The organism is Acidithiobacillus sp. (assembly GCF_023256195.1).
Lineage (GTDB): Bacteria > Pseudomonadota > Gammaproteobacteria > Acidithiobacillales > Acidithiobacillaceae > Acidithiobacillus_A.
Genome location: NZ_JAGDWX010000036.1, coordinates 80,297 through 102,103, shown reverse-complemented (window position 1 = coordinate 102,103; position 21,807 = coordinate 80,297). Strand labels below are relative to the sequence as shown.

The following is a 21,807-nucleotide window of genomic DNA, read 5'->3' as shown; positions in this document are numbered from 1 at the left end:
CTCAGCCGAGAGGAACCCATGAATAATTTTGCCTTCCTGGAAGACCCCCGCAACGATCCGCCCAAGCTCCCGGTGGAAGAGCGGCGGGAACTGTTTCGCGAGATCTACAAAAGCTTTGATCTTGCGGGCGCGCAGCTACAGGCAGACCGCTGCCTGCACTGCGGCAACCCCTACTGCGAGTGGAAGTGTCCCGTACATAACTATATCCCCAATTGGCTGCAACTCATCGTCGAAAATCGTATCGAGGAGGCGGCAGAACTCTCCCACAGCACCAACACCCTGCCCGAGATCTGCGGCCGCATCTGCCCTCAGGATCGTCTCTGTGAGGGCGCCTGCACCCTCAACGAGGAGTACGGCGCGGTCACCATCGGTCAGCTGGAAAAGTTCATTACGGAAGAAGCCATCGGCCGCGGCTGGCAGCCGGAAAAACCCCGGGTGCCTGCCAACGGCAAGCGGGTGGCGGTGGTGGGAGCAGGACCGGCGGGACTCGGCTGTGCCGACATCCTCAATCGTGCCGGCACGGAAGTGGTGGTCTACGACCGCTACCCGGCGGTGGGTGGACTGCTGACCTTTGGAATCCCGCCATTCAAGCTGGAAAAGGAAGTCGTTGCCCGCCGCGCAACCATGCTTGCCGACATGGGTATCCGTTTCGAATTGGGCGTCGAGGTCGGTCGTGACATCTCACTGGAGCGACTGCTGGCCGAGTACGACGCCGTCTTCCTCGGCATGGGTACCTACCGCGCCAAGACCGGCAACTTTCCCGGTGAAGACCTGCCAGGCGTCATCAAGGCCTTGGATTACCTCATCGGCAACATCGGTCATCTGATGGCACTACCCGACCCCATCCATCCCTATCAGAATCTGGTGGGCAAGCGCGTCGTCGTGCTGGGCGGGGGCGACACCGCCATGGACTGCGTGCGTACCGCCATTCGCCAGGGCGCCACGGCGGTTACCTGTGCTTATCGTCGGGACGAGGCCAACATGCCCGGCTCCCGCCGGGAAGTCGCCAACGCGCGCGAAGAGGGGGTCCGCTTCCTCTTCAACCGCCAGCCCGTGGAAATCCTTGGAGACGCGTCCGGACCTACCGCCGTGCGGGTAGTGCAGACGCGACTCAGCGAGCCGGACCATCGCGGCCGCCGTCATCCGGAAGAGGTTCCGGGCACCGACGAACTGCTCCCCGCCGATGCCGTCATCGTCGCCTTCGGCTTCGATCCCTCGCCGCCATCCTGGTTTACGGACTTTGGTATCGCCCTGGACGCGGCCGGGCGTGTGGTCACCAACGAACGATTCCAAACCAGCCATCCGCATATCTTCGCTGGCGGCGACATGCGTCGCGGCTCCGATCTCGTCGTCACTGCCGTGGACGAAGGCCGGCGCGCCGCCGAGGGTATTCTGGATTTCCTGGGCGTCTGAACGTGACGCCGACGGCCGCCGCCAACGATCGCTTCCTGCGGGCCTGCCTGTGCCAGCCCGTGGATCAGATCCCCATCTGGCTGATGCGTCAGGCAGGACGCTATCTGCCGGAATATCGCGCCACGCGCGCACGCGCCAAGGATTTTCTGACCCTGTGCAGCACGCCGGAACTGGCCTGCGAGGTAACCTTGCAGCCCGTCCAGCGCTTTCCGCTGGACGCCGCCATACTCTTCTCCGACATCCTCACCGTCCCCCACGCCATGGGCATGGAGCTGCAGTTCTTGGACGGCGAAGGCCCGGTATTTTCCTCGCCGCTGCGCACCGCCGAGGCCATTCGCGCCCTGCCCGTCCCCGACGCGGAGACGGAACTGCGCTATGTCATGGATGCCGTGCGCCTGATCCGCCACGAGCTCGCCGGTCGCATTCCCCTCATCGGCTTTGCCGGTAGTCCCTGGACTCTTGCCTGCTACATGGTGGAGGGTCGAGGCAGTCGGGATTTTCAGCACATCAAAGCGCTACTCTACAGCGACCCCGAGCTCCTCGATCGGCTCTTGGATACGCTAGTGCGTGCGGTTGCCCAGTATCTCAACGCCCAGATTCGTGCCGGCGCCCAGGCGGTCATGCTCTTTGACAGCTGGGGTGGGGCCCTGACTACCGCTGCCTACCGACGCTTCTCACTCAAGCCGATGACCCGAATCATCGGTGCGCTGGAGCGCACTGGCAGTGACGGGCATAAAGTACCGGTGATCCTGTTTACCAAAGGCGGCGGCAACTGGCTGGAAGACATGGCCGACAGCGGCGCCGACGTGCTGGGTTTGGACTGGACCATCGACCTGGGCGAGGCACGCCGCCGCTTGGGACCTGCCCTGGCGCTGCAGGGCAATCTCGACCCCATGGCGCTCTACGGAAGTCCCGAGCTCCTCGTTCAGGAAACTCGATCCATCCTCGAAAGCCATGGCCCGCAGGCCGGGCACATCTTCAACCTGGGGCACGGCATCACCCCGCAAACCCCGGTGGAGCAGGTAGCACGACTGGTGGATACCGTGCACAACTGGCGTCCCTAGAGGTCTCCCAGACCGCGTCGGCTATCGCTCAAAGCCTCCACGGCCAGAGTTGCCACGGCGATCTTCCGCCAGCAGCAAAAGTCCGCGGCGATGGCTTATCCAGCAATCGCTATCCCGCCATACCGCAGCGATACAGCCCAAACACGCATCGCAATGGCTACACAGCAGGAGTCAATGGACGAACGGGGCGGTGCCTCCTGGCTCAGGCACCGTGTCCCCGTCGCCAGGAGTTCCACGCATCGCGTAAGGGGTGGCGGCGGGCTGGTCCCCGCGCCGGCAAGTAGGTGACCGATGCCCCCTGCTCCATGCGCCGCAGGGCCTCGGAAATAGCCGCGTGGGTTTTACTGGCGAGTTGCCTGCGGCCGAGATCGGCGGCCAGGGGTGGACAGAACACCAGACGCAGAGTCAAAGGTGCGGCTGCCGCCAGACGCCAGAGGTGCAGCAGCAAGCTGTCGTCCCCAATAAAGGGGCACAGGCGATCGGCCTGACCCGGCCGCAGTATATCCTCGTAGCGCAAAGCCACGGGCACGGTGGGTACGCCAGCCGCCGCAGCAGTCTCAAAGGGCGCACCGTAAAACTCCCGAACCGTCTTGCCGTCGCTGGTGGTACCCTCCGGAAAGATCAGGACGATGCGACCCCGCTCCAGGACTTTGGTGGCCTCCTTGAGTACCCGCTGGCTCGCCCGGGCATCCTGGCGATCGATGAAGAAGGTGCCCAGCCACTCGCCCATGAAACCAAAAAATGGCCAGGAGCGCATCTCGCGCTTGGCCACAAACTGCCCCGGGGTAACGCTGGCAAGGGCGAGGATGTCCAGATAGGACACGTGATTGGCGGCGATGAGTACGGGTACCTCCGGGATCTCGCCTTCCACCCGTAAGCGAATGCCGAACAGGCGCAACACCCGCCGACTCCACCAACGAAAAGCCGCAAGCCCCTGGGCGTCCGGCTCACGTTTGCGCGCGTATGTCCACCAAGCCAGAGGAAAGGCGAGTACGAGGTAGGCAAGGAGCAAGGGAAGGCGCCACAGACGGCGATAGGCCTGAGGCCGGGAGCGGCGCTGTATACGGCCAGGATAAGGAATGAGTGTAGGCGCCGGGCGCCGACGTCTGGTCATTTTTTCAGGCTATCGACAGGTTCCAGGAAACGTTGCTGGTAGCGCGGTGTTATCAGGCTGGCCTCGCACCAAACGAAAAGATCGGAACAGTGGAACTGGGGATCCCAGAAGGGCTCACCACCAATGCGCACGCCCGCACGCAAGTAACCCTTGAGCAGACTCGGCAGGCTCGCCGGCGCCGCGGTGGATTCGGGATCAAAACCCGGAACCGGCCGCAGGGGAAAGACGCGCTGCTCGGGAGCGGTCAGATGCTTCTCGAGGCTTCGGTAGAGACTGCCCAGCGCGGCGCCATCGGTGCTGTGAATACTGGCACAGCCCATGAGGTAGTCGATATCCCACATCCCCATGGCCTCGGCGAGTCCCGACCAGAGGAGCGTTATCACCGCGCCCTGGCGATAGTCCGGGTGCACACAGGAACGGCCCAATTCCAGGATACGGACATTGAGCGCCATCAGCCGCGACAGATCGAACTCGGTCTGGGCGTAATAGCGTCCGACCCGGTGCACCTGCTCCGGCAGGAAGAGCCGATAGGTACCCACCACCTCCTGACACTGCTCATCCTCGACGATGAGATGTTCACAGAAAGGATCGTACTCGTCCTGATCGAGTCCCGGAGCACCGCTCAGCTGTGCCCCATACTCCGCGCTGAAGACGCGATAACGTAGACGCTGCGCCGCTTCCACCTCATCCTGGTGGCGGGCGAGATAGAGGCGCAGGGAACGCTCGCCCTTACGGGTACCAAGCTGTGAACCGCTCTGAGACTGGGTGTCGAGCATCGTCGGCTCTCCCTGTATTATGCAGTGACTCCACCATTATGACCCGAAAATATGACAATAGTGCGACATTTCCATGACACTTTTATGACAGCACTTCCACCGGGTCCCTCCCCCATAGGATACAGAACTTTTATGGGTGAATTCAAAGGCCACCCGTGAGGACTCACGCGGAGACGAAAAACGCTCAGACGATCTCAGCACGCAAAATGGTGTGATCGCGATCTGGACCGGTGGACACCACGGCGAGGGGACAGTTGGCCTGCGCGGCGATGGCCTCCAGATAATTCCGAGCGTTGCGCGGCAGTTCCTCCCAGCGGCGGACACCCGCCGTGGACGTGTCCCAGCCTGGGAAAGTTTCGTAGATGGGCTCGCAGGCCGCCAAGGCATCGGCACCCGCGGGAAGGTCTTCCTGTGCCACCCCGTCGACGCGATAACCGACGGCGACGCGGATCTCGGCCAGACCATCCAGCACGTCCAGCTTGGTCATGCACAGGCCGCTGACACCATTGACGCGACAGGACGCCCGCAGCGCCACGGCATCGAACCAGCCACAGCGACGCGCGCGACCGGTAGTGGCCCCCACCTCCGCCCCCCGCTGTGCGAGGAAATCGCCAGTCTCGTCAAAGAGTTCCGTCGGAAAGGGACCGGAGCCGACCCGTGTGGTGTAGGCCTTGGTGATACCCAGCACATAGCCCAACTCACCCGGACCGACGCCACTGCCTGCCGCCGCCGCACCGGCGACGGTATTGGACGAGGTAACGTAAGGATAGGTGCCATGATCGACGTCCAGAAGCGTGCCCTGGGCGCCCTCGAAAAGCAGTCGACCACCCTGGTCCTGCAAGCGCCGCAGGTGTCGAGAAACGTCCGTCGCCATGGTTTTCAAACGCTCGGCATAACCCAGGTACTGTTCCAAGACCCGATGAAAATCGACGGGTTCCTGACCAAAATACTGCTGGAGCACGAAATTGTGATAATCCAGGGCCTCACCAAGCTTGGCGGCAAAGCGTTCTCGGTGGAAGAGATCGCCCACACGCAGGGCACGCCGCGCCACCTTGTCCTCGTAGGCGGGTCCGATGCCACGCCCTGTCGTGCCGATCCGCGCTTCACCCTTGGCCTGCTCGCGGGCGGCATCGATACGCTTGTGGTAAGGCAGGATCAGCGGACAGGCATCGGAAATCCACAGACGCGCCTCGGCATCGTCCACGACATCCCCCAGGGTATCCAGCTCCGTGAACAGTGCTTCGGGATCCAGTACCACACCATTACCGATGAAGCACTGCACGCCGGGACGCAGTATGCCCGAGGGAATGAGGTGCAGAATCGTCTTGCGCGCGCCGATGACCAGGGTGTGCCCGGCATTGTTCCCGCCCTGGAAACGCACGACTCCCTGGCAGTGCTCCGTGAGCCAATCCACGATCTTGCCTTTGCCCTCGTCACCCCACTGGGTGCCGATCACCACGATATTCCTCACCATAGGATGGAGATCTCCACTCACTCAGCCAGCAGGAAAACGAAACTCGGGGGCACTCCCCACCAGAACCCAGGATCCGTCGCGTGCCTCCAGCCAACCGTCGAAGCCTTCCTCTGCGGCGCTTACGGTCGGTCCCGGTCCACCCTGAACGACGGTATATCCCTGGGCCCGCAGATCCGATATGGATCGCCACAGAGCCGCATCCGCCGATGCCGGCGCCCAGATCCGCGGCCCTCTGGATGGCTCCAGACCGTCCCGCAGGAGTGGCTTGAGATCCAGACTGAAGCCCGTTGCTGGGCGATCACAACCAAAACTGCGGCCGATCCCATCGTAGCGTCCGCCCTGGGCCAGGGGTTCGCCCCGTTGCGGCCCGTAGACGGCGAAGAGCATGCCGGTGTGGTAGCGGTGCCCATGCAGCTCTGCCAGATCGCACTGGATGGACAATTGTGGGTAACGCTCACACAGCACCCCCCAGACAAAGTCCAGATCGTCCAGGGCACGCTGCACCACCGAGTGGTGGCCGAGCGCACTGCGGGCACGCTGAAGGACCTCACGATCGCCGTGCAGCTCGGCCAGCATGGTCAATTCTGCCAAAGCAGACGCGCGCTCCGGCGTCGCTTCCAGAATCGCCTGCAGATCGGGCCAGGCCTTGCGCTCCACAGCCTCCAGAAGACGCGCCTGCAGCGATGCGTCCAGACCCAGGGATGCCACCAGGGAGCGGGCTATGGCCACGTGTCCCAGATCCAGAACGCAGTCGCTGGTGTCCTGGCAGACGGCGACGCTTTCGATCAGAAGCGAGAGAATTTCCAAGTCTCCCTCGGGCCCTGCTACCCCAAAGCACTCCGCTCCCACCTGGTAAGGTGCCCGACTGCCGCCCAAAGCGTCCGGCAGGGCTCGCAGGACGGTGCCCGCATAGCAGAGCCGCCGCTGATCGTGGTCGCGCGACATCTGCGCGTCCATGCGCGCCATCTGCGGCGTCATATCCGAGCGAAAGCCCAGCAGGCGACTGCTGGCCTGATCCAGCACCTTCCAGGTCTGCAGGTCGAGATCGGCGGCGCTACCCGTCAACAGGCTCTCCAGATGCTCCAGCATCGGTGGAATCACGAGGCGGTAGCCCCAGCGTCCGAAGAGATCCAGGAGTGCTCGTCGATACCTCTCCAGAGCCTCCGCCCGCGCCGGTCCGAGATCTTCGAAGCCCGCCGGCAAAAGCCAGGCAGGCGAATGACCACCGATCTTCATCGCGGCGTAGACTCCATACCATGCTGCAACACATCAAAGAAGCGGGAGTTGGCGGGCAATATCAGGACATCCTGGGAACCCAGGCTCTGACGATAGGCCTCGAGGCTCCTGTAGAAGGCGTAGAACTTGGGATCCTTGTCCGAGGCAGCGGCATAGATGCCCGCGGCTTCGCTCTCCGCTGCACCCTTGATGGTCTGCGCTTTGCGGTAGGCTTCCGCCAGGATCTGGGCTTTCTGAGCATCGGCCTCGTCCCGGATTTCCGCAGCCTTGGCCTTGCCACTCGCCTCTATGGCCTTTGCCCGATCCAGGGTGGCCTGCTCCATCGCGCGATAGACGGTACGCAGCTGTGGCTGTGGCAGGCCCACTTTGAGTAGCTGCAATCCCGCCAAGGAGATACCTTCGGCCTGCAGGGAATGGGACAGGGACTGCTGCAGACGATCCAAGCCCTGTGCGAGCTGCGCCGGCGTCATCCGCATGGGATCCTGATCCTGAAACACGCTCGCGGCCTTCTCCTTGAGAAGATCGTCGATGCGCTTCTGCGCCAGAGCGGCATCGAGACCGTGCTCGTAGAATCGTACCGGGTCCGTTACACGCCATTGATCGAAAAAGCTCAGTTCCAGTTGAGCATGCGCCGTGCTAGTAGGCACGTTTACCGGCTCGGAACTGCCATTGCGCAGGCGGGTATCGATGAGCTGGATCTTCTGCACAATGGGCCACTTGAAGTAGAGACCCGGCACCTGTCGCACCGTCGACTCGTGCCCTAGATTCAGGACTACGGCCGCCTGACCGACGTGCAGCACGTAGAAACTCGAAGACAACAGGAACAGCACCGCCACGATGGCGAGGGTCACCGCACCCCAGCCCCAGTTTTTCATGAGCCTCCTCCCGAGCCACTCGCTGCTCCATCTTCGGCACCGTCGCCGCGGGAGGTGGTGGCGGCCGCAGGCCCAACGCTGCGGGTCGGAACCACAGCCGTGCTAACGGCCGGCGGCGCGAACTGGATCACCGCTCCCTGCTTGTCACCGATCACCACTTTGTGGGCGTGGCTGAGTATGTCTTCCATGGTCTGCAGATATAACTGCTGTGCGATGACCTGGGGATGCTTCTGGTAGACATCCAGCAAGGACAGGAAGCGCGCCACGTCGCCCTTTGCCCGGGTAACTGCGGAGTCGCGGTAGGCCTGCGCAGCGCTGATCATGGCTGCCGCCTCCGTTTTGGCGCGCGGCAGGAGCGCGGCCGCATAAGATTCCGCGTCCCGCCGCTCCAGCTCGGCCTGGGCACGAGCCTTGTCCACGGTCTTGGCCACCTTGTCCAGGTCACTGGGCAGCGCTGTCTGCAGTATCTGCACCGACTCCAGCTTCACGCCTATATGGTCCGCAGCGATACGCTGCTGCGTCGCTTTCAGAACGGTCTCGGCAAGATGGCTGTGATCGCCCTTCAGCAACGCGTCGAAGTTACGCTGGGCCACTGCTTCGCGCATGGCGCTCTCCAGGGCCAGAGCAAGGATCTGATTGGGATTCTCGGCGGCGAAAAGATAATGTTCCGGGTTCTCGACCCGATAGCGCAGGGCGTAGCGCAGCTCGACGACATCCCCATCGGCCGTCAACATCCTGCCCGGCCCCAGCTGCTCACCGGTACCGCTGTAGCCTAGGACCAGACGTCGATCTTCCTGCAGATTCACGATCGCCACGGACTCGATGGGATAGGGCCAATGGTAATGCATGCCAGCCTTGACGACACCCACCGGAGCGCCAAAGCGCAGCACAACCCCCTCCTGCTGCGGATCCAGGGTATAGACACCCGAAGCCAGCCACAGCACGCAGGCGCCACCCAGTACCCACAGAGGCATCCAGCGCAAGTGGCGCCCGAACGGCTGCGAACCGCCGCCACGCCCACCGCCGAAACGCCCGGCAAACTTGCGCAACTCGCTGGTGATCTTGGCCAGGTTCCACGAGGGCTGCTGCTGACCCGGACGCCGTCCCCAGGGATTTGGATTACCGCTTTGTTTCCCGTTTCCGCCCGGATCGCTCCACGGCATCCCGCTCTCCTTGCTCAGTGTTCCTCGTGCATTGTAGGGGCCGCCTTGCGGCGCTGACAACTGTGTTGCCCGTACTCCCGCTGCAGGCGTTGCAGAGCCGCGGGGTCCAGTTCCACCAGCAGCTGATCGCGGCCCGCCTCGTCAAAGCGCTCGTCCAGAACCTCGCCCAGGGCATAGAGCTTTGCCCGCAAGGCCCCCTCCTCGGGTCCCAGGCTCCAACGCGAGCGCAGACGCGCCGGAGCAATGCGCTCGCGCACAGTAGCCACCAGCTCCGCCAAACCCTCCGCCGTCGCTGCGGAAATACGCAGGGCGTGGACGCGCCCGGCTGAATCCAGCACGACCCCGGCGCGCTCACCGCTCTGGTCCACCTTGTTATAGACCAGCAGCCGTGGGACCTCGGCAGCACCGATCTCCGACAGCACCGCGTCCACGGCGGCCATCTGCAACTCCCGGTCGGGGGCACTGGCATCGACGACGTGCAGCAACAGGTCGGCCTGATTGACTTCCTCCAGAGTGGCGCGGAACGCCACGATGAGTTCCGTCGGCAGATCGCGCAGAAAACCTACGGTATCCGCCAGCAGCCACTCGCCCTGCCCTTTGCCGAACTGAAGCCTGCGCACGGCAGGGTCGAGGGTGGCGAAAAGTTGATCGGCCACATACTGGTGGTTGGCCGTCAAACGGTTGAAGAGGGTCGATTTGCCAGCATTGGTATAGCCCACCAAGGCTACGGTAGGCACCGGCGCCCGCTGCCGCGCACGCCTTTGCGTAGCTCGCTGCGACTGAATTCGGGCGAGGCGGGCGCGCAGGGCGCGTATCCGCTCGCCGATGAGCCGGCGATCCGTCTCCAGCTGTGTTTCACCGGGTCCGCGCAAACCGATACCGCCGCGCTGGCGTTCGAGGTGGGTCCAGCCTCGCACCAGGCGGGTGCGCAGCCGATCCAGTTGCGCGAGCTCCACCTGCAGCTTGCCTTCGTGCGTCCGCGCACGCCGTGCAAAGATGTCCAGAATGAGTCCGACCCGGTCCACCACCGGTCGCTGCAGGTGCCGCTCCAGATTACGTTCCTGTATCGGACTCAGAGGTCGATCGAAGAGCACGAGATCGGCGCTATGCTCTTCCGCCAGCGCCCGAATCTCATCAATCTTGCCCCGACCGACACAGGTCGCCGGGTCCAGTCTCTGGCGATGGGCAGAGAGAAAGGCTACGACTTCTGCCCCAGCGCCCTCGGCAAGGTGGCGGAACTCCTCCCCACAGTCCTCGCTTCGCTCCGTTGCCAGAGGAACGTGGACCAGCACCACCCGTTCGACGTGGGACCGACTGGCGGTCGTTTCCAGAGTCAGGCCTCGACCTCGGGGCTGGCGGCGGCAGTTTCTTCTTCCGGCAGGGGCAAGCGAACGTCGCGACTGGGCACGACCGTGGAAATAGCGTGCTTGTAGATCATCTGACTGACGTTGTTGCGCAGGAGAACGACAAACTGATCGAAGGATTCGATGAAACCCTGCAGTTTGATACCGTTGACCAGATAGATGGCGACAGGAACGTGTTCTTTACGCAGCAGATTGAGGAAGGGGTCTTGCAGAATCTGCCCCTTTTGTTGTCCGGCCATTTTGGTCTCCTTTTCACTCATGCATTATGGCGCTTATGACGGAAAGTCTCGTGACGTTTCCAGAGACCTTAGACTAACTCAAAAGGCGATGGGACGCCATGGTCCAGAAGGGCCACTGGCACGATCCTGGGACGCGGCGATGGCCGGCACATTCTGCCTCGGCACCGTCGGTTTTGACCTTTATCGGTTTTCCCTTTAGCTTTAGGATGGCGCGTCGGCAGCGCACGCCTTGCGCCGCTCGCCGCCTACACCACCATTACGGACAGGAGAAACAGGTCGCGTGGAAAACAAAAAGGTACCCAACGATCGGGCCCTGCGGGCGCGAGTCAAGCGTCTTGGCAACCTGCTCGGGGAGGTGCTCAAGGAGCAGGCGGGTGCCCGCGTCTTTAACGCCGTCGAGCAACTGCGCCAAGGCTACATTCGCCTGCACCGTCGCGAAGATCCCAAGCTGCGCAAGCGTCTGGCCCGCTTCATCGATGCCCTGCCCCAGGACGACCTGGTCATGGTCATCCGCGCCTTCAATACCTATTTCAGTCTGGTCAACATCGCCGAGGAGGAGTTTCAGCATCTGCAGCGCCGCCGTCTGCTCCAACGCAGCGAGGCACTCTGGGTAGGCTCCTTTGAGGAAACCTTTCGCGCCCTGCAGCAACAGGGCATCCACTCCGGGCAATTGCAGTACCTGCTGGGCCAGATCCGTTACCTGCCGGTATTCACCGCCCATCCCACAGAGTCCAAGCGCCGTACCGTGCTGCATGGGCTGCGGCGGATCTTCCTGACCAGCAAGATGCTGGACGATCTCAGCCTTTCCCAAGAAGAAGAAGAGGATGTCATCCGCCAGCTCAAAGCGCAGATCCAGATCCTGTGGGAGACGGAAGAGGTACGCAGCAATCGGCCCCAGGTGCAGGACGAAGTGGAGAACGGCCTTTTTTACTTCCGCGACAGTCTCTTCAATGCCGTCCCCATGTGCTATCACGCGGCACGGCGTGCTGTGCGTCGGGTCTATGGCAATCCCAATGTGGATATTCCCGCCTTCATCCGCTTTGGCTCCTGGATCGGCGGCGATCGCGACGGCAACCCCAATGTAACGGCGGCCATCACGGGCTGGGCGCTGCGCACCCAGAGCATGGAAGTGCTGCGGGAATATCAACGGCGACTGGCCGATCTGTATCAGCTGCTGGGTCATTCCAGCCGTTTCTGTGCGGTGTCGCCCGTACTGCTGGCCTCCCTGGAGCGGGATGCCGATGACTTTCCGGAGCTGGCCGAGTGGGTCAACCAGCGTTTTCCCAGTGAGCCCTACCGGCGCAAGCTCCGGTATATGATGACGCGCCTCGACCTACGCCTGCGGCAGCTGGAAAATGGGCAGATCCTCAACGAGGTGGCAGGACCCGGCTACGGCAGTGCGACGGAGTTCCTGGAGGACCTGCTCCTCGTGCGTGATTCTCTGCGCGGCCACCGCGACCACTACATTGCCGAGCACGATGTCCAGAACCTGGTCTGGCTGCTGGAGACCTTCGGTTTCCACCTTGCGGCTCTCGACATTCGCCAAGAATCGACGGTGCACAGCCAGACCATTGCGGAACTATTCGCCGAGGTGCCGGGCTTTTCCAATTATCTGGAGCTACCCGAAGAGCAACGCCTGCTGACCCTGGCCGAGGCCCTGCGCCGACCGGGCTGCCTGGTCACGGAAACGCCTGAGCTGAGCCCCCTGGCGGCAGAAACCTGTGCCATGTTTCGCTGCATCGCCCAGCTGCGTCGGGAGGTCAGCCCTGAGGCCTTTGGCAGTTATGTCATCTCCATGACCCACGAGGCCAGTCACATCCTCGAGGTACTGCTGCTGGCCAAGGAATTCGGACTCGCAGGATGGTCGCGCGAGGGACTTTTCAGCGAAATCGCCGTGACCCCATTGTTCGAGACCATTCACGACCTTGAGCGCATGGAAGCGGTCATGAGTCGACTCCTGGACGACCCGGTCTACGCCGAGATCCTCCGCAGTCAGGGGAACCTCCAGGAAGTGATGCTCGGCTATTCGGACTCCTGTAAGGACGGTGGCATCCTCTCGTCCAGCTGGTCCTTGTATCAGGCACAGATTCGCCTGGCCGAACTGGCCGACCGTCGACGGATCCAGATTCGCGTCTTTCACGGTCGGGGCGGCAGCGTTGGGCGCGGCGGCGGCCCCACTTATGAAGCCATCATGGCTCAGCCGCCGGATACGGTGCGTGGTCAGATCAAGATCACCGAGCAGGGTGAGGTGCTGTCCTTCAAGTACGCCAACCTGGAGACGGCCGTTTACGAGCTGACGGTGGGTGTGGCCGGGCTCATCCGTGCCAGCGTCGGACTGGTCCGACGGGTCGAGTTGGACCGACCCGAGTACCTGCAGGTCATGACCGAGCTGGTGCAGATCGGCGAAGCCGTCTATCGCGATCTGACGGAGCACACGCCGGGCTTCATGGATTATTTCTATGAGGCCACACCCCTCAACGAGATCGCCCACATGAACATCGGTTCCCGGCCCTCCCACCGCCACCGCGGCGATCGTTCCATGGCTTCCATCCGCGCCATTCCCTGGATTTTTGCCTGGGCCCAGTCGCGGCACGTCTTGCCCGCTTGGTATGGACTGGGGTCGGCACTGGCAGGTTGGCGCGGTGACGACCCGGAAAGGCTTGCACTCTTGCGCGAGATGGCAAAGCACTGGCCGTTTTTCCGCGCGCTCCTCGGCAATATCTCCATGGCCATGGCCAAGACCGATATGGGTCTCGCCGGCGAATACGCGGGCCTACCTCAGGATCAGGACTGCGCTCAGAAAATTTATGCCAAGATCCGCGCCGAATACGAGCTCAGCCTGCATGAGCTGCTGGCCGCTCTGGACCTACCGGCACCCCTGGCCGACAACCCTACCCTCGCCTTCTCCCTACAGCGACGCAACGTCTATATGGAGCCCCTGAACCATATCCAGTTGGCTCTCCTGCGTCGCTACCGCAATGAGGAGACCCCCCAGGAATTTCGCGAGACTTGGCTCGATCCGCTCCTGCGCACCATCAATGCCATTGCCGCAGGGCAGCGCAACACCGGCTGAGTGCATGGAACTCATCCTCGCCTCCTCCAGCCCTTATCGCCGCCAACTGTTGGAGCGCCTGCAGCTACCGTTTCGCGTCGAGAAACCCCAGGTCGACGAATCGGCGCGTGCGCAAGAAGAGCCGCGGGACCTGGTCGTCCGACTGGCAGAGCAAAAAGCCATACAGGTGGCCAGCGGCAACCCGCAGGCCTGGGTCATCGGTGCCGATCAGGTTGCCGTTTGCGGCCAGGACATCCTGGGTAAACCCGGCACCCCCGAAAAAGCCCGAAGCCAACTGGCGCGTATGCAGGGCCAGCGCATCGACTTTCTGAATGGCCTGACCCTCGTCGGCCCAGGCTTCCGCCGTACCCGTTGCGAGCCCTACTCCGTCTGGTTGCGTCCTCTGGACGAGCAGAGCATCGCCCGCTATGTGGAAGCGGACCAACCCATGGACTGTGCTGGCAGTTTTCGGTCCGAGGGCCTCGGCATCAGTCTGGTGGAGCGCATGGCAGGAGAAGACCCCAACGCCCTCATGGGCCTGCCGCTCGTTGCTCTGTGCGAGATGCTACGTGAGGCGGGCTGGCGTCTGCCCTGAGGGGAAGTTGGGCCGTCGCGACACACAGGCAGAGCGCAAATAACGGTAGACACCCACCTGCGCTCATGTCCCCCGAGGTTCAGCCAGCGTAACTGCCCATGCGGCGTAGTCGGCGGATCATCAGCCAGCGGCCGGTAAGAATGAGCAGCAGCACCCCAGAGGTGATCATGAAGGCCGCCGCAAAGGCCAGCTGATGGGATTCTGCAAAGGGCTCGTTGATGAAGGTCCAGATGACGTAGGTGAGATAACCGATGGGTTCGTTGGTGAATTTGCCGTCCCACATGTAGTTGGACCAGCCGGCCGTGTAAATCAAGGGTGCCGTTTCTCCCATGGACAGAGCCGTGGCATAGAACAGGCCCGTCATGATGGCCGGGGCCGCACCTGGCAGCAGAATCTTGAAGGCCACCCGACCATCCCCCGCCCCCAGGGCAAAGCCTGCCTCCCGTACCGCCGAAGGAATGGCGCTCAGCGCCAGCTCCGTCGTCCGCGCGATGTAGGGCAAGAGCATGATGCTCAGCGTCAGCATGCCCGCCGCCACGGAAAACTGCCATCCCAGATAGACCACCATGGTGATGTAGCCCACATAGCCGAGCACGATGGACGGCACGCCCACCAGCACGTCCGACAGAAAGCGCAGGGAGCGGCCACCGAGATTGTCACCATACTCGTTGAGGTAGATACCCGCCGCGATGCCGATGGGGGCCGAAATGAGCAGCGCTCCCAAGGATAGCACGATGGTGCCCTCGATGGCGTTCTTGAGACCACCGCCCATGCCCGTACTGACCTCCGTGAACAGTTTCCAGCGCAGCGCCGGTAGGGCACGGACGAGCACGTCACCGATGATGGAGAGGAAGGCAAAGGCCACGATGAAGAAGCAGGCCGTGACGAACAGGCCGCCCAGCAGACGAAAGGCGTGCCGTCGCCACGAGATACGCAGACGCCGGTTGCTCAGGGAAAGGGATTCGGAGGCCATCGTCGTTTTGGCTTCAACGATACTCATCAGCGCACCTTGGACATCCACAGAATGAGACGAGCGGCACTATTGACCAACACCGATATGGCCAGGAGCACCAAGGCAATTTCCGACAGGGCCTCTACCGCCATGTTGGTAGGATCCTGCAGAGCACTCTCCAGCTGTGTCAGGATGAAAGCCGCCATGGTCGAGATGGGCGTGTAGATGTTGTTGGGTAGATAGTTGAGGGCGTTACCGCTGACCATGGCCACTGCCATGGTTTCACCAATGGCCCGCCCCAGGGCCAGAATGGACACGCCGATAAGCACCTTGCGCAGCTTGGGCAGGATGACGTGCCAGAAGACCTCCAGGCGCGAAAGCCCCAGACTGAGGCCAGCTTCCTTGAGCGGAGCATCCACGGAGGCGATGGCATCGCGCATGGTAGCCGAGATCAGGGGCACCACCATGAAGGTCAGGACGATGGCTACCGTCAGCAGGCCGTAGCCACTGCCCGGCGAGCCGCCCAGGAAGGGCACACCGTGCAAGGTATCGGCCAGCCAGGGATAGACTTTCTGTCCCATGATGGGAATGAGCAGGGAGTAACCCCACAAGCCGAAGACCACACTGGGCACCGCGGCCAACAGATCCACCAGCAAGGTCAGGGGCCCCGCCAACCATTTGGGCAATGATTCTGCAAGAAAATAGGCCGCTCCTACCGCCAGCGGCAAGGCGATGATCAAGGCCAGCAGGGAACTCAGGAAGGTTCCGACCACCAGGAACCAAACACCGTAGGCGGCTCCCGGCATGATCTGCTGCCCATGCCTATCTACGGGATTACCGTAGAGGTTGCCGAGGTTCCAGTTGTTGGTCCACAGGAAATGTACGCCATTGAACTGAATGGCAGGCCAGGAGTAGATGACCAGAAAGACAATGAGCGCAATGAGGGATAAAGGCAGGAAACTGGCCGTGGCCACGAGACTCGTGCGAAATACCGGAATTTTCACGGGTATCCTCGAAAACGCTGACGCTCAGGGAGCGGTCCTTGCCGAGCACCGACGACCACTCAAAAATCGTATGGTAATAATAGCAGGTGGGCTGGCCGAAGCCAGCCCCGGGCACCGCTTTACTTGATCTTGTCGATCTGCGCCTGGGAGAGCTTCACGACGCTCTCGGGCAGGGGTACGAAGTTGACAGCCTCGATGAAGTGGGGAGCATTGCCGCCCTTGGGACTGATGGCCCAGGTCAGGAACTTACGAATGGCCTCGGCCACTTCCGGCTTCGGCTGATCGCTCTTCACGATGGCGTATTCGTAGTTGATGATGGGGTAGGACTTGGCACCGGGCGCGTAGACCAGACTGATCCGCTCATCGGCAGGGGTCTTGGCGACCATCTCGGCCGCAGCAGCCTTGGCGTTGGGCACAGTGGGCAGGACGAACTTGCCCGCCTTGTTCTCCAGCATGGCGGTACCCAGCTTGGCCTGCTCCACCGGCTTCTTCCAGCTGATACCGATGTAGGCGATGCCATAAGGCGTGCTCTTCAGGGCCTCGACCATGCCAGGATTGCCGTTGGCGCCGATGCCGCCCTGCACGTTGGGCCAGCTGACCGTGGTGCTGTAGCCGACCTTCTGGGACCACTCAGGGGTGGTGTCGGAGAGGTAGGTCGTGAAGATAAAGGTATCACCCGAACCGTCGGTGCGGTGGATGGGCACGATCTTGTGGTTGGGCAGCTTGACGCCGGGGTTGAGCTTGGCGATGGCAGCGTCATCCCAATTGGTGATGGTGCCGGAATAGATGCCCGCCAAAACCGGACCGGAGAGCTTGAGGTGACGATTGTTCAGGCCCGGCACGTTGTAGTTGATCATCTGGATGGAGATGGCCAGGGGGATGTTGAGCATGTCCGGATGCTCTTTGATCTGCGCGTCGGACATGTAGGCGTCGGAAGCACCGATCTGCGCCACACCGGAGATGGCCTGGGCGATACCCGTGCCGCTACCCGTGCCCTGCGTGGTGATCCGCACGTCCGGGTTCATCTTGGTGTAGACGGGAACCCAGAGGTTGAACAGCGGGTACAGCAGGGTCGAACCCGTCTCCAGCAGGGAGATGGTGGGCGCCGCAGAGGCCGGCACAGCGGCGAGCGAAGCGAGCCCGAGGGCGGAAACCACCAACGCGCCTTTCAGAGCGTGGGACAAGGCTTTCTTGGAACGAAACAACATAGGTAACCTCCAAAGGTAGTTTTCGTGCAGAAGCATTGCGATACCGTGTAGTGTGCAGATCCATTACCAGGACCTGACACCCACGATAGCAGAGGATTATGACACTATTGTGAAGCTTTTATGACACTTTTATGACAAGCACCCTAGTAGCGGGCGCGAGCGTGCCTCCACAGGGCTTGGCGGCATCCTGCGGCGGGGTGACTCAGAGGAGGTCGCTCCAGCTGAATCCCTTGCGGATGTAGGCGTTGGCGGCGTAGCCGTCGCGCTCCCAGGTGCCCTCGGGGCGCACCGCGCTGAGGCTCACGCGATTCACCCACTTGACACTTTTGTAGCCATACATCTGGGGCACCAGCAGGCGCAGCGGGTAGCCTCCCTTCTGCAGCAGAGGCTCACCGGCAATATGGGTGGCCAGGATGACGCCGGGCGCGCGCGCCTGTTCCAGGGTCAGGCTGTCCACGTAGACGCCATCGGCGCTGTGAAAGACCACATAGCGCGCCGTGGACGTCGGACGCAGTCCGTCGATGAACGAACCGAGATCGATGCCGCGCCAGGATACGTTGTGCACCTCCCAGCCGGTTACGCAGTGGAAGGTTTCCACCTCGGCGTGCTTGCTGAGATCGTAAAGACTCTGCAAGCTGAAGACGCGGGGCGCGGCGATGAGGCCGTCACAGGTCAAGCGGTAGCTCTGCGCCTCTATCTTCGGGTAGAAGCCGGCGTAGGTATAGTACTCAGGGAAGATCGGGATGGTCCCCGCGCGCGCCACCGTCGGCAGCCATAGGGGCGCACTGGCCGCTCCCAGAATCAGACCCGCAGAATTCGTCAGAAATCGACGCCGTGACAAAGGCATGGTCAAGCTCCTCGCCAAAAGGCAAAAATACCCCACAGGGGCTGGCGCCGCAGGGCGTGAAAAAGGGCCATGAAGACGTGGCCGAACCAGAGATACGCCAGCAGTGGCGTACCCAGACGCATGGCCCGTAGTCCCAGGTGCGTCGCCCCGGGCCATGTGATGTAGCCCTCCAGGACCAGCCAGGCGGCGAAACCCGTGAAGGTCACGAAGGATACCCCAAGGAAGAAGACCCCCTGCCACAGGCTGGACAGGCCGGGCACCGGACCCGCCGCCGGCAGGCGCCCCGTCAACAATGCGCGCAAGTCTCTGAAGATGGCCGGCAGGTGCGCTGGAAAGAACCAGGACCACAACAAGGCGCGGCCCCAGTCAGAACCCAGGTAGAAAGCCCAGGAAAGCGCCAGCCAGACGGTCAGGAAGATACCGGCGGCTACGTGCAGGGGGAACCACTGGAAATCGGCAAACCACAGGGCGGCGAGGCTGTTGTAGAGCTCGAAGGTCACACCCAGAACGAGACCCAGGTGGAGAACCTTGGCCCAGCGTGGATAGGCGGAAGGTTCCCGCTGCGCCGACCGAAGCTGCGCCGCGGGGTGGGATGGGCTGAGCACGGCCATGGAATCTCCTGACTTGACCACCAGATAACTTGAGTACGCCATCCGCGGGGCCATGGATGCAGAAAAGGCCCACATTCGCGGGCCTTTTCCGGAGACGGTCAGCCGGCAGATCCTACCAGGTCAGCACACGGCCGGCGGCGCCCAGGGTGGGCATGGCGGCGCTGGGGTTCAGGAGTGGCAGATCCTTGGCGAGATCGTCCTTGGTCATGCCGTTCAGTTCCAAGGACTGCAGGCAGCCGATGATCTGCACGTCGTTATCTTCGGCAAGCTTCATGAAGTCGGCGACACTCTTGCCACCGGGCATGGGAAACACGCTCTCGGCCTTACCCTTGGCCAGCAGCTCCGTGGCCGGACCCGTGAAGTACATGACTACCTTTTGCTCCATAGCCGCCGCGGTGGAGGCCAGGAAGAAGGCAGAAGGAAGACGTTTGGGATTTTCCGGGCCGGTGATGAGGATGATGACGAGATCGGGGGCCTGATTGTCTGCCATGGTGCTCTCCTTTCGGGTGATGGACGAAAACTGCCACCATATTAGCAGAACACCGGCTTTACGGGGACCCCCAATGGCCGTCCACTCTGCGACGCTGGCTCGATTCTGCCTCAATCGCCGTGGGGCAAGCGCTCCAGAACCTCCGTCCGCAGGTGCGCCAACAACTCGCCGCGCTGGCGCAGGCCACCCCAGCGCAGGCAGGTCACCGAAGCCTTGGAAACACCGATGCGGGCTCCCGTGATGCTCTCGATCCATTGTCCCAAATGCGGCTGGTGACCCACCACGATGACAGCGGCCGCGAGGGTCGCCAGGCCCTGCCAATGCCGTTCCAGGATCTCGAGATCCCCCTGCGCAATGGCCTCCTGCGGCTCACTTCCCTGCAGGGGAAGCTTCTGCTCGATGGGTTCCGCCGTCTCTCGGGTGCGGCGCAAGGGGCTATAGCAGAGATGGATCGGCCCCGGGGGCAGCAGTTTGCTCAGGCGATCGGCCAACATGGCCGCATCGCGGCGACCGCGCGCCGTCAGGGCGCGCTCATAGTCGCCACCGGCGGCGCGGGCATCTTCTGCCTCAGCGTGGCGGATGAAGAGGATTTCCATGGCGGGACTCCTGACCAAACCAGCGTCTGGCAACGGCGGCGGGAACGAAACGCGCGATGATGGTCACCACGGCAATACCGATGAGGGCCGTCATCCAGCTATCGATGAGCAGTCGACTGGGGGCATGATTGCCCAAAAAAATGGCGATGGCCGACAAGAGCGCCCCCAAGAGGATGGTGGCAGGGCGCCAGCCATAGGCGGTCCAACCGGGCCAGCGGCGGGCGATGGCGCCCAGCGCCAGAGCGGCCCACAGGGCGTAGGCCGCGGAACCCCACCAGAGACTGCCGGACACCAGGGGATATCGGCGTCCCAGGACGGCGATGAGTAGATAACAGAGGGCGGCGGACAGCGCCCAGGGCCACCAAGCCGCTTTGTTCCGGAGCATCTCAGCCGCGCCTCTTCGTCTGGGGATCGTAGGGATTTTCGCCCTGACGGAAGAGCAGACGCAAGGGTATGGGTCCAAGACCCAGGGCCTTGCGAAATGCGGACTCGAGATAGCGTTTGTAGGCGCCGGGCAGGCGGTTCAACTGATTGCCGTGAAAAACCAGGGTGATGGGATTTTCGCCGCCCTGGTGACAATAGCGCAATTTGATGCGACGACCGCCGACCATGGGCGGTTGATGGGTCTCGATCACCTGCGCCAGGATCCGATTCAGCTCTCCCGTGGAAAAATGCCGGCGTGCGTCGCGCCAGAGACGGTCGATACTGGGATAGAGATCGCCAACGCCACTGCCGTGCAGAGCCGATATGGTGTAGACCGGCGCGTAGGAAAGAAAGCTCAGATGGCGCTCCAAAGCCGCCTTGGCCATCTGCCGGGCCCGGGCATCCAGGCCGTCCCATTTGTTGAGCAGAAAAATGATGGGCCGCCACAGTTCCGCCGCCAAGCCCGCCAGGTGCGCATCCTGATCACTCACTCCGTCCCGCGCATCCAGCACCATGAGCACCACATCGGCCTCTTTGAGGGCCGCCAGGGTCTTGAGTACGCTCAGTTTCTCCAGTCCTTCGCCCACCCGGGCGCGACGACGGATGCCGGCCGTGTCGATCATGACATAGGGACGTCCGGCTCGCTCGTAGGGGATGCGGATGCTGTCGCGAGTGGTCCCAGGGGCGTCATACACGATCACCCGCTGCTCACCCAGCATGGCGTTGACGAGGGTGGATTTACCGACGTTGGGACGGCCGAGAACGGCAATGCGGGGTCCCGAGAGGGCAGGATCGGCTGCGTCCTCCTCCGATGTTATGGCCAGATCGGCAAAGATCGCGTCCAGCAGGGTTTCGACCCCGTGCCCGTGGGCCGCCGCGATGGTATAGGGCATGCCGAGCCCCAGGCGATGGAACTCGGGTAATTCCGCCACTGCTCCGCGTACGTCCATCTTGTTGACCACGAGATAAACGGTCTTGCCGCTGCGCCGCAGTTCCGTCGCGATCTCCTCGTCCTGCGCCGACAGACCCTCTTTGGCATCCACCAGGAAGCAGACGGCGTCGGCCTCCGCAATGGCTTGCCGCGTCTGCGCCGCCATGGCCGCTACCAAGCCCTCGCGCTCTTCCGGCTCAAAACCACCGGTGTCGATGACGAGAAAGCGCTGCCCACCGTGCTGCGCCACCCCATAGTGGCGATCGCGAGTCAGTCCCGGCAGATCCGCCACCAGGGCTTCGCGGCTGCGGGTCAGGCGGTTGAAAAGGGTCGATTTGCCCACGTTCGGCCGCCCTACTAGGGCAATGACGGCGGCCATG

21 protein-coding genes are annotated in these 21,807 nt (G+C 62.7%); 4 read left to right on the top strand and 17 right to left on the bottom strand.

What is annotated here, in order from left to right; all coding sequences use genetic code 11:
* The first annotated feature begins 18 nt into the window (after nt 1–18).
* Nucleotides 19–1,413 carry an FAD-dependent oxidoreductase gene (locus Q0C23_RS09380; RefSeq protein WP_291512114.1) on the top strand — a complete coding sequence of 465 codons (1,395 nt, stop codon included), beginning with the start codon at nt 19–21 and terminating at the stop codon, nt 1,411–1,413.
* A gap of 2 nt (nt 1,414–1,415) precedes the next feature.
* A complete protein-coding gene (gene hemE / locus Q0C23_RS09375; RefSeq protein ID WP_291512113.1) occupies nt 1,416–2,477 on the top strand; it encodes a uroporphyrinogen decarboxylase in 1,062 nt (353 codons plus the stop codon).
* Nucleotides 2,478–2,679: 202 nt separating this feature from the next.
* On the opposite strand, the gene Q0C23_RS09370 is transcribed toward hemE, so the two are convergent.
* The 8 genes from Q0C23_RS09370 to hfq all read right to left on the bottom strand — a co-directional run bounded on the left by Q0C23_RS09370 (nt 2,680) and on the right by hfq (nt 10,718).
* Nucleotides 2,680–3,591: a 1-acyl-sn-glycerol-3-phosphate acyltransferase gene (locus Q0C23_RS09370; protein ID WP_291512112.1), complete on the bottom strand. Its 912-nt coding sequence runs from the start codon at nt 3,589–3,591 to the stop codon at nt 2,680–2,682.
* A complete protein-coding gene (locus tag Q0C23_RS09365; protein ID WP_291512111.1) occupies nt 3,588–4,367 on the bottom strand; it encodes a GNAT family N-acyltransferase in 780 nt (259 codons plus the stop codon). Before Q0C23_RS09365 ends, Q0C23_RS09370 begins: the two co-directional genes overlap by 4 nt.
* 184 nt (nt 4,368–4,551) lie before the next feature.
* Complete coding sequence (locus Q0C23_RS09360; RefSeq protein WP_291512110.1) at nt 4,552–5,841, bottom strand: adenylosuccinate synthase; 1,290 nt, start codon at nt 5,839–5,841, stop codon at nt 4,552–4,554.
* A gap of 21 nt (nt 5,842–5,862) precedes the next feature.
* On the bottom strand, nt 5,863–7,077 hold the full coding sequence (locus Q0C23_RS09355) for an ATP phosphoribosyltransferase regulatory subunit (RefSeq protein WP_291512109.1): 1,215 nt from the start codon (nt 7,075–7,077) through the stop codon (nt 5,863–5,865).
* A complete protein-coding gene (gene hflC, locus Q0C23_RS09350) occupies nt 7,074–7,952 on the bottom strand; it encodes a protease modulator HflC (protein ID WP_291512108.1) in 879 nt (292 codons plus the stop codon). The genes Q0C23_RS09355 and hflC overlap by 4 nt, the downstream gene beginning before the upstream one ends.
* On the bottom strand, nt 7,949–9,115 hold the full coding sequence (hflK, locus tag Q0C23_RS09345; RefSeq protein WP_291512107.1) for an FtsH protease activity modulator HflK: 1,167 nt from the start codon (nt 9,113–9,115) through the stop codon (nt 7,949–7,951). Before hflK ends, hflC begins: the two co-directional genes overlap by 4 nt.
* 14 nt (nt 9,116–9,129) lie before the next feature.
* A complete protein-coding gene (gene hflX / locus Q0C23_RS09340; protein ID WP_291512106.1) occupies nt 9,130–10,407 on the bottom strand; it encodes a GTPase HflX in 1,278 nt (425 codons plus the stop codon).
* Between the two features lie 41 nt (nt 10,408–10,448).
* Entirely contained in the window at nt 10,449–10,718 is a 270-nt protein-coding gene (gene hfq / locus Q0C23_RS09335; protein WP_291512105.1) for an RNA chaperone Hfq, read from the bottom strand.
* A gap of 280 nt (nt 10,719–10,998) precedes the next feature.
* Here hfq and ppc point away from each other — a divergent pair, with 280 nt between their 5' ends.
* Together ppc and Q0C23_RS09325 are read left to right on the top strand one after the other, a co-directional pair.
* On the top strand, nt 10,999–13,791 hold the full coding sequence (gene ppc / locus Q0C23_RS09330; RefSeq protein WP_291512104.1) for a phosphoenolpyruvate carboxylase: 2,793 nt from the start codon (nt 10,999–11,001) through the stop codon (nt 13,789–13,791).
* A gap of 4 nt (nt 13,792–13,795) precedes the next feature.
* Nucleotides 13,796–14,365: a nucleoside triphosphate pyrophosphatase gene (locus tag Q0C23_RS09325; RefSeq protein WP_291512103.1), complete on the top strand. Its 570-nt coding sequence runs from the start codon at nt 13,796–13,798 to the stop codon at nt 14,363–14,365.
* 79 nt (nt 14,366–14,444) lie between these two features.
* Here the strand turns inward: Q0C23_RS09325 and pstA are convergent, their stop codons facing one another.
* The 9 genes from pstA to der all read right to left on the bottom strand — a co-directional run bounded on the left by pstA (nt 14,445) and on the right by der (nt 21,806).
* Complete coding sequence (gene pstA / locus Q0C23_RS09320) at nt 14,445–15,365, bottom strand: phosphate ABC transporter permease PstA (protein WP_291512102.1); 921 nt, start codon at nt 15,363–15,365, stop codon at nt 14,445–14,447.
* Nucleotides 15,365–16,321: a phosphate ABC transporter permease subunit PstC gene (gene pstC / locus Q0C23_RS09315; protein WP_291512101.1), complete on the bottom strand. Its 957-nt coding sequence runs from the start codon at nt 16,319–16,321 to the stop codon at nt 15,365–15,367. The genes pstA and pstC overlap by 1 nt, the downstream gene beginning before the upstream one ends.
* A gap of 119 nt (nt 16,322–16,440) precedes the next feature.
* The gene (pstS, locus tag Q0C23_RS09310; RefSeq protein ID WP_291512100.1) at nt 16,441–17,529 is read right to left on the bottom strand and encodes a phosphate ABC transporter substrate-binding protein PstS; all 1,089 of its coding nucleotides are present in this window, start codon (nt 17,527–17,529) and stop codon (nt 16,441–16,443) included.
* A 202-nt stretch (nt 17,530–17,731) separates the two neighbouring features.
* Entirely contained in the window at nt 17,732–18,376 is a 645-nt protein-coding gene (locus Q0C23_RS09305; RefSeq protein ID WP_291512099.1) for a molybdopterin-dependent oxidoreductase, read from the bottom strand.
* Between the two features lie 2 nt (nt 18,377–18,378).
* On the bottom strand, nt 18,379–18,987 hold the full coding sequence (locus Q0C23_RS09300; protein ID WP_291512098.1) for a hypothetical protein: 609 nt from the start codon (nt 18,985–18,987) through the stop codon (nt 18,379–18,381).
* A gap of 112 nt (nt 18,988–19,099) precedes the next feature.
* Nucleotides 19,100–19,477, bottom strand: a complete 378-nt coding sequence (locus tag Q0C23_RS09295) for a DsrE family protein (RefSeq protein ID WP_291512097.1) — start codon at nt 19,475–19,477, stop codon at nt 19,100–19,102.
* Between the two features lie 110 nt (nt 19,478–19,587).
* Nucleotides 19,588–20,073 (bottom strand): histidine phosphatase family protein, encoded by a 486-nt coding sequence (locus tag Q0C23_RS09290; protein WP_291512096.1) that lies wholly within the window; start codon nt 20,071–20,073, stop codon nt 19,588–19,590.
* On the bottom strand, nt 20,045–20,458 hold the full coding sequence (locus tag Q0C23_RS09285; RefSeq protein ID WP_291512095.1) for a hypothetical protein: 414 nt from the start codon (nt 20,456–20,458) through the stop codon (nt 20,045–20,047). The genes Q0C23_RS09290 and Q0C23_RS09285 overlap by 29 nt, the downstream gene beginning before the upstream one ends.
* A 1-nt stretch (nt 20,459) precedes the next feature.
* Nucleotides 20,460–21,806, bottom strand: coding sequence for a ribosome biogenesis GTPase Der (gene der / locus Q0C23_RS09280; protein ID WP_291512094.1), 1,347 nt, complete (start codon nt 21,804–21,806; stop codon nt 20,460–20,462).
* Nucleotide 21,807: the final 1 nt, after the last annotated feature.

Coding starts and splice junctions, on each gene's coding strand:
- Q0C23_RS09380 (WP_291512114.1), top strand. CDS start 19: ATGAATAATTTTGCCTTCCTGGAAGACCCCCGCAACGATCCGCCCAAG.
- Q0C23_RS09370 (WP_291512112.1), bottom strand. CDS start 3,591: ATGACCAGACGTCGGCGCCCGGCGCCTACACTCATTCCTTATCCTGGC.
- Q0C23_RS09365 (WP_291512111.1), bottom strand. CDS start 4,367: ATGCTCGACACCCAGTCTCAGAGCGGTTCACAGCTTGGTACCCGTAAG.
- Q0C23_RS09360 (WP_291512110.1), bottom strand. CDS start 5,841: ATGGTGAGGAATATCGTGGTGATCGGCACCCAGTGGGGTGACGAGGGC.
- Q0C23_RS09355 (WP_291512109.1), bottom strand. CDS start 7,077: ATGAAGATCGGTGGTCATTCGCCTGCCTGGCTTTTGCCGGCGGGCTTC.
- hflC (WP_291512108.1), bottom strand. CDS start 7,952: ATGAAAAACTGGGGCTGGGGTGCGGTGACCCTCGCCATCGTGGCGGTG.
- hflK (WP_291512107.1), bottom strand. CDS start 9,115: ATGCCGTGGAGCGATCCGGGCGGAAACGGGAAACAAAGCGGTAATCCA.
- hfq (WP_291512105.1), bottom strand. CDS start 10,718: ATGGCCGGACAACAAAAGGGGCAGATTCTGCAAGACCCCTTCCTCAAT.
- Q0C23_RS09325 (WP_291512103.1), top strand. CDS start 13,796: ATGGAACTCATCCTCGCCTCCTCCAGCCCTTATCGCCGCCAACTGTTG.
- pstA (WP_291512102.1), bottom strand. CDS start 15,365: ATGAGTATCGTTGAAGCCAAAACGACGATGGCCTCCGAATCCCTTTCC.
- pstS (WP_291512100.1), bottom strand. CDS start 17,529: ATGTTGTTTCGTTCCAAGAAAGCCTTGTCCCACGCTCTGAAAGGCGCG.
- Q0C23_RS09305 (WP_291512099.1), bottom strand. CDS start 18,376: ATGCCTTTGTCACGGCGTCGATTTCTGACGAATTCTGCGGGTCTGATT.
- Q0C23_RS09300 (WP_291512098.1), bottom strand. CDS start 18,987: ATGGCCGTGCTCAGCCCATCCCACCCCGCGGCGCAGCTTCGGTCGGCG.
- Q0C23_RS09295 (WP_291512097.1), bottom strand. CDS start 19,477: ATGGCAGACAATCAGGCCCCCGATCTCGTCATCATCCTCATCACCGGC.
- Q0C23_RS09290 (WP_291512096.1), bottom strand. CDS start 20,073: ATGGAAATCCTCTTCATCCGCCACGCTGAGGCAGAAGATGCCCGCGCC.
- Q0C23_RS09285 (WP_291512095.1), bottom strand. CDS start 20,458: ATGCTCCGGAACAAAGCGGCTTGGTGGCCCTGGGCGCTGTCCGCCGCC.
- der (WP_291512094.1), bottom strand. CDS start 21,806: ATGGCCGCCGTCATTGCCCTAGTAGGGCGGCCGAACGTGGGCAAATCG.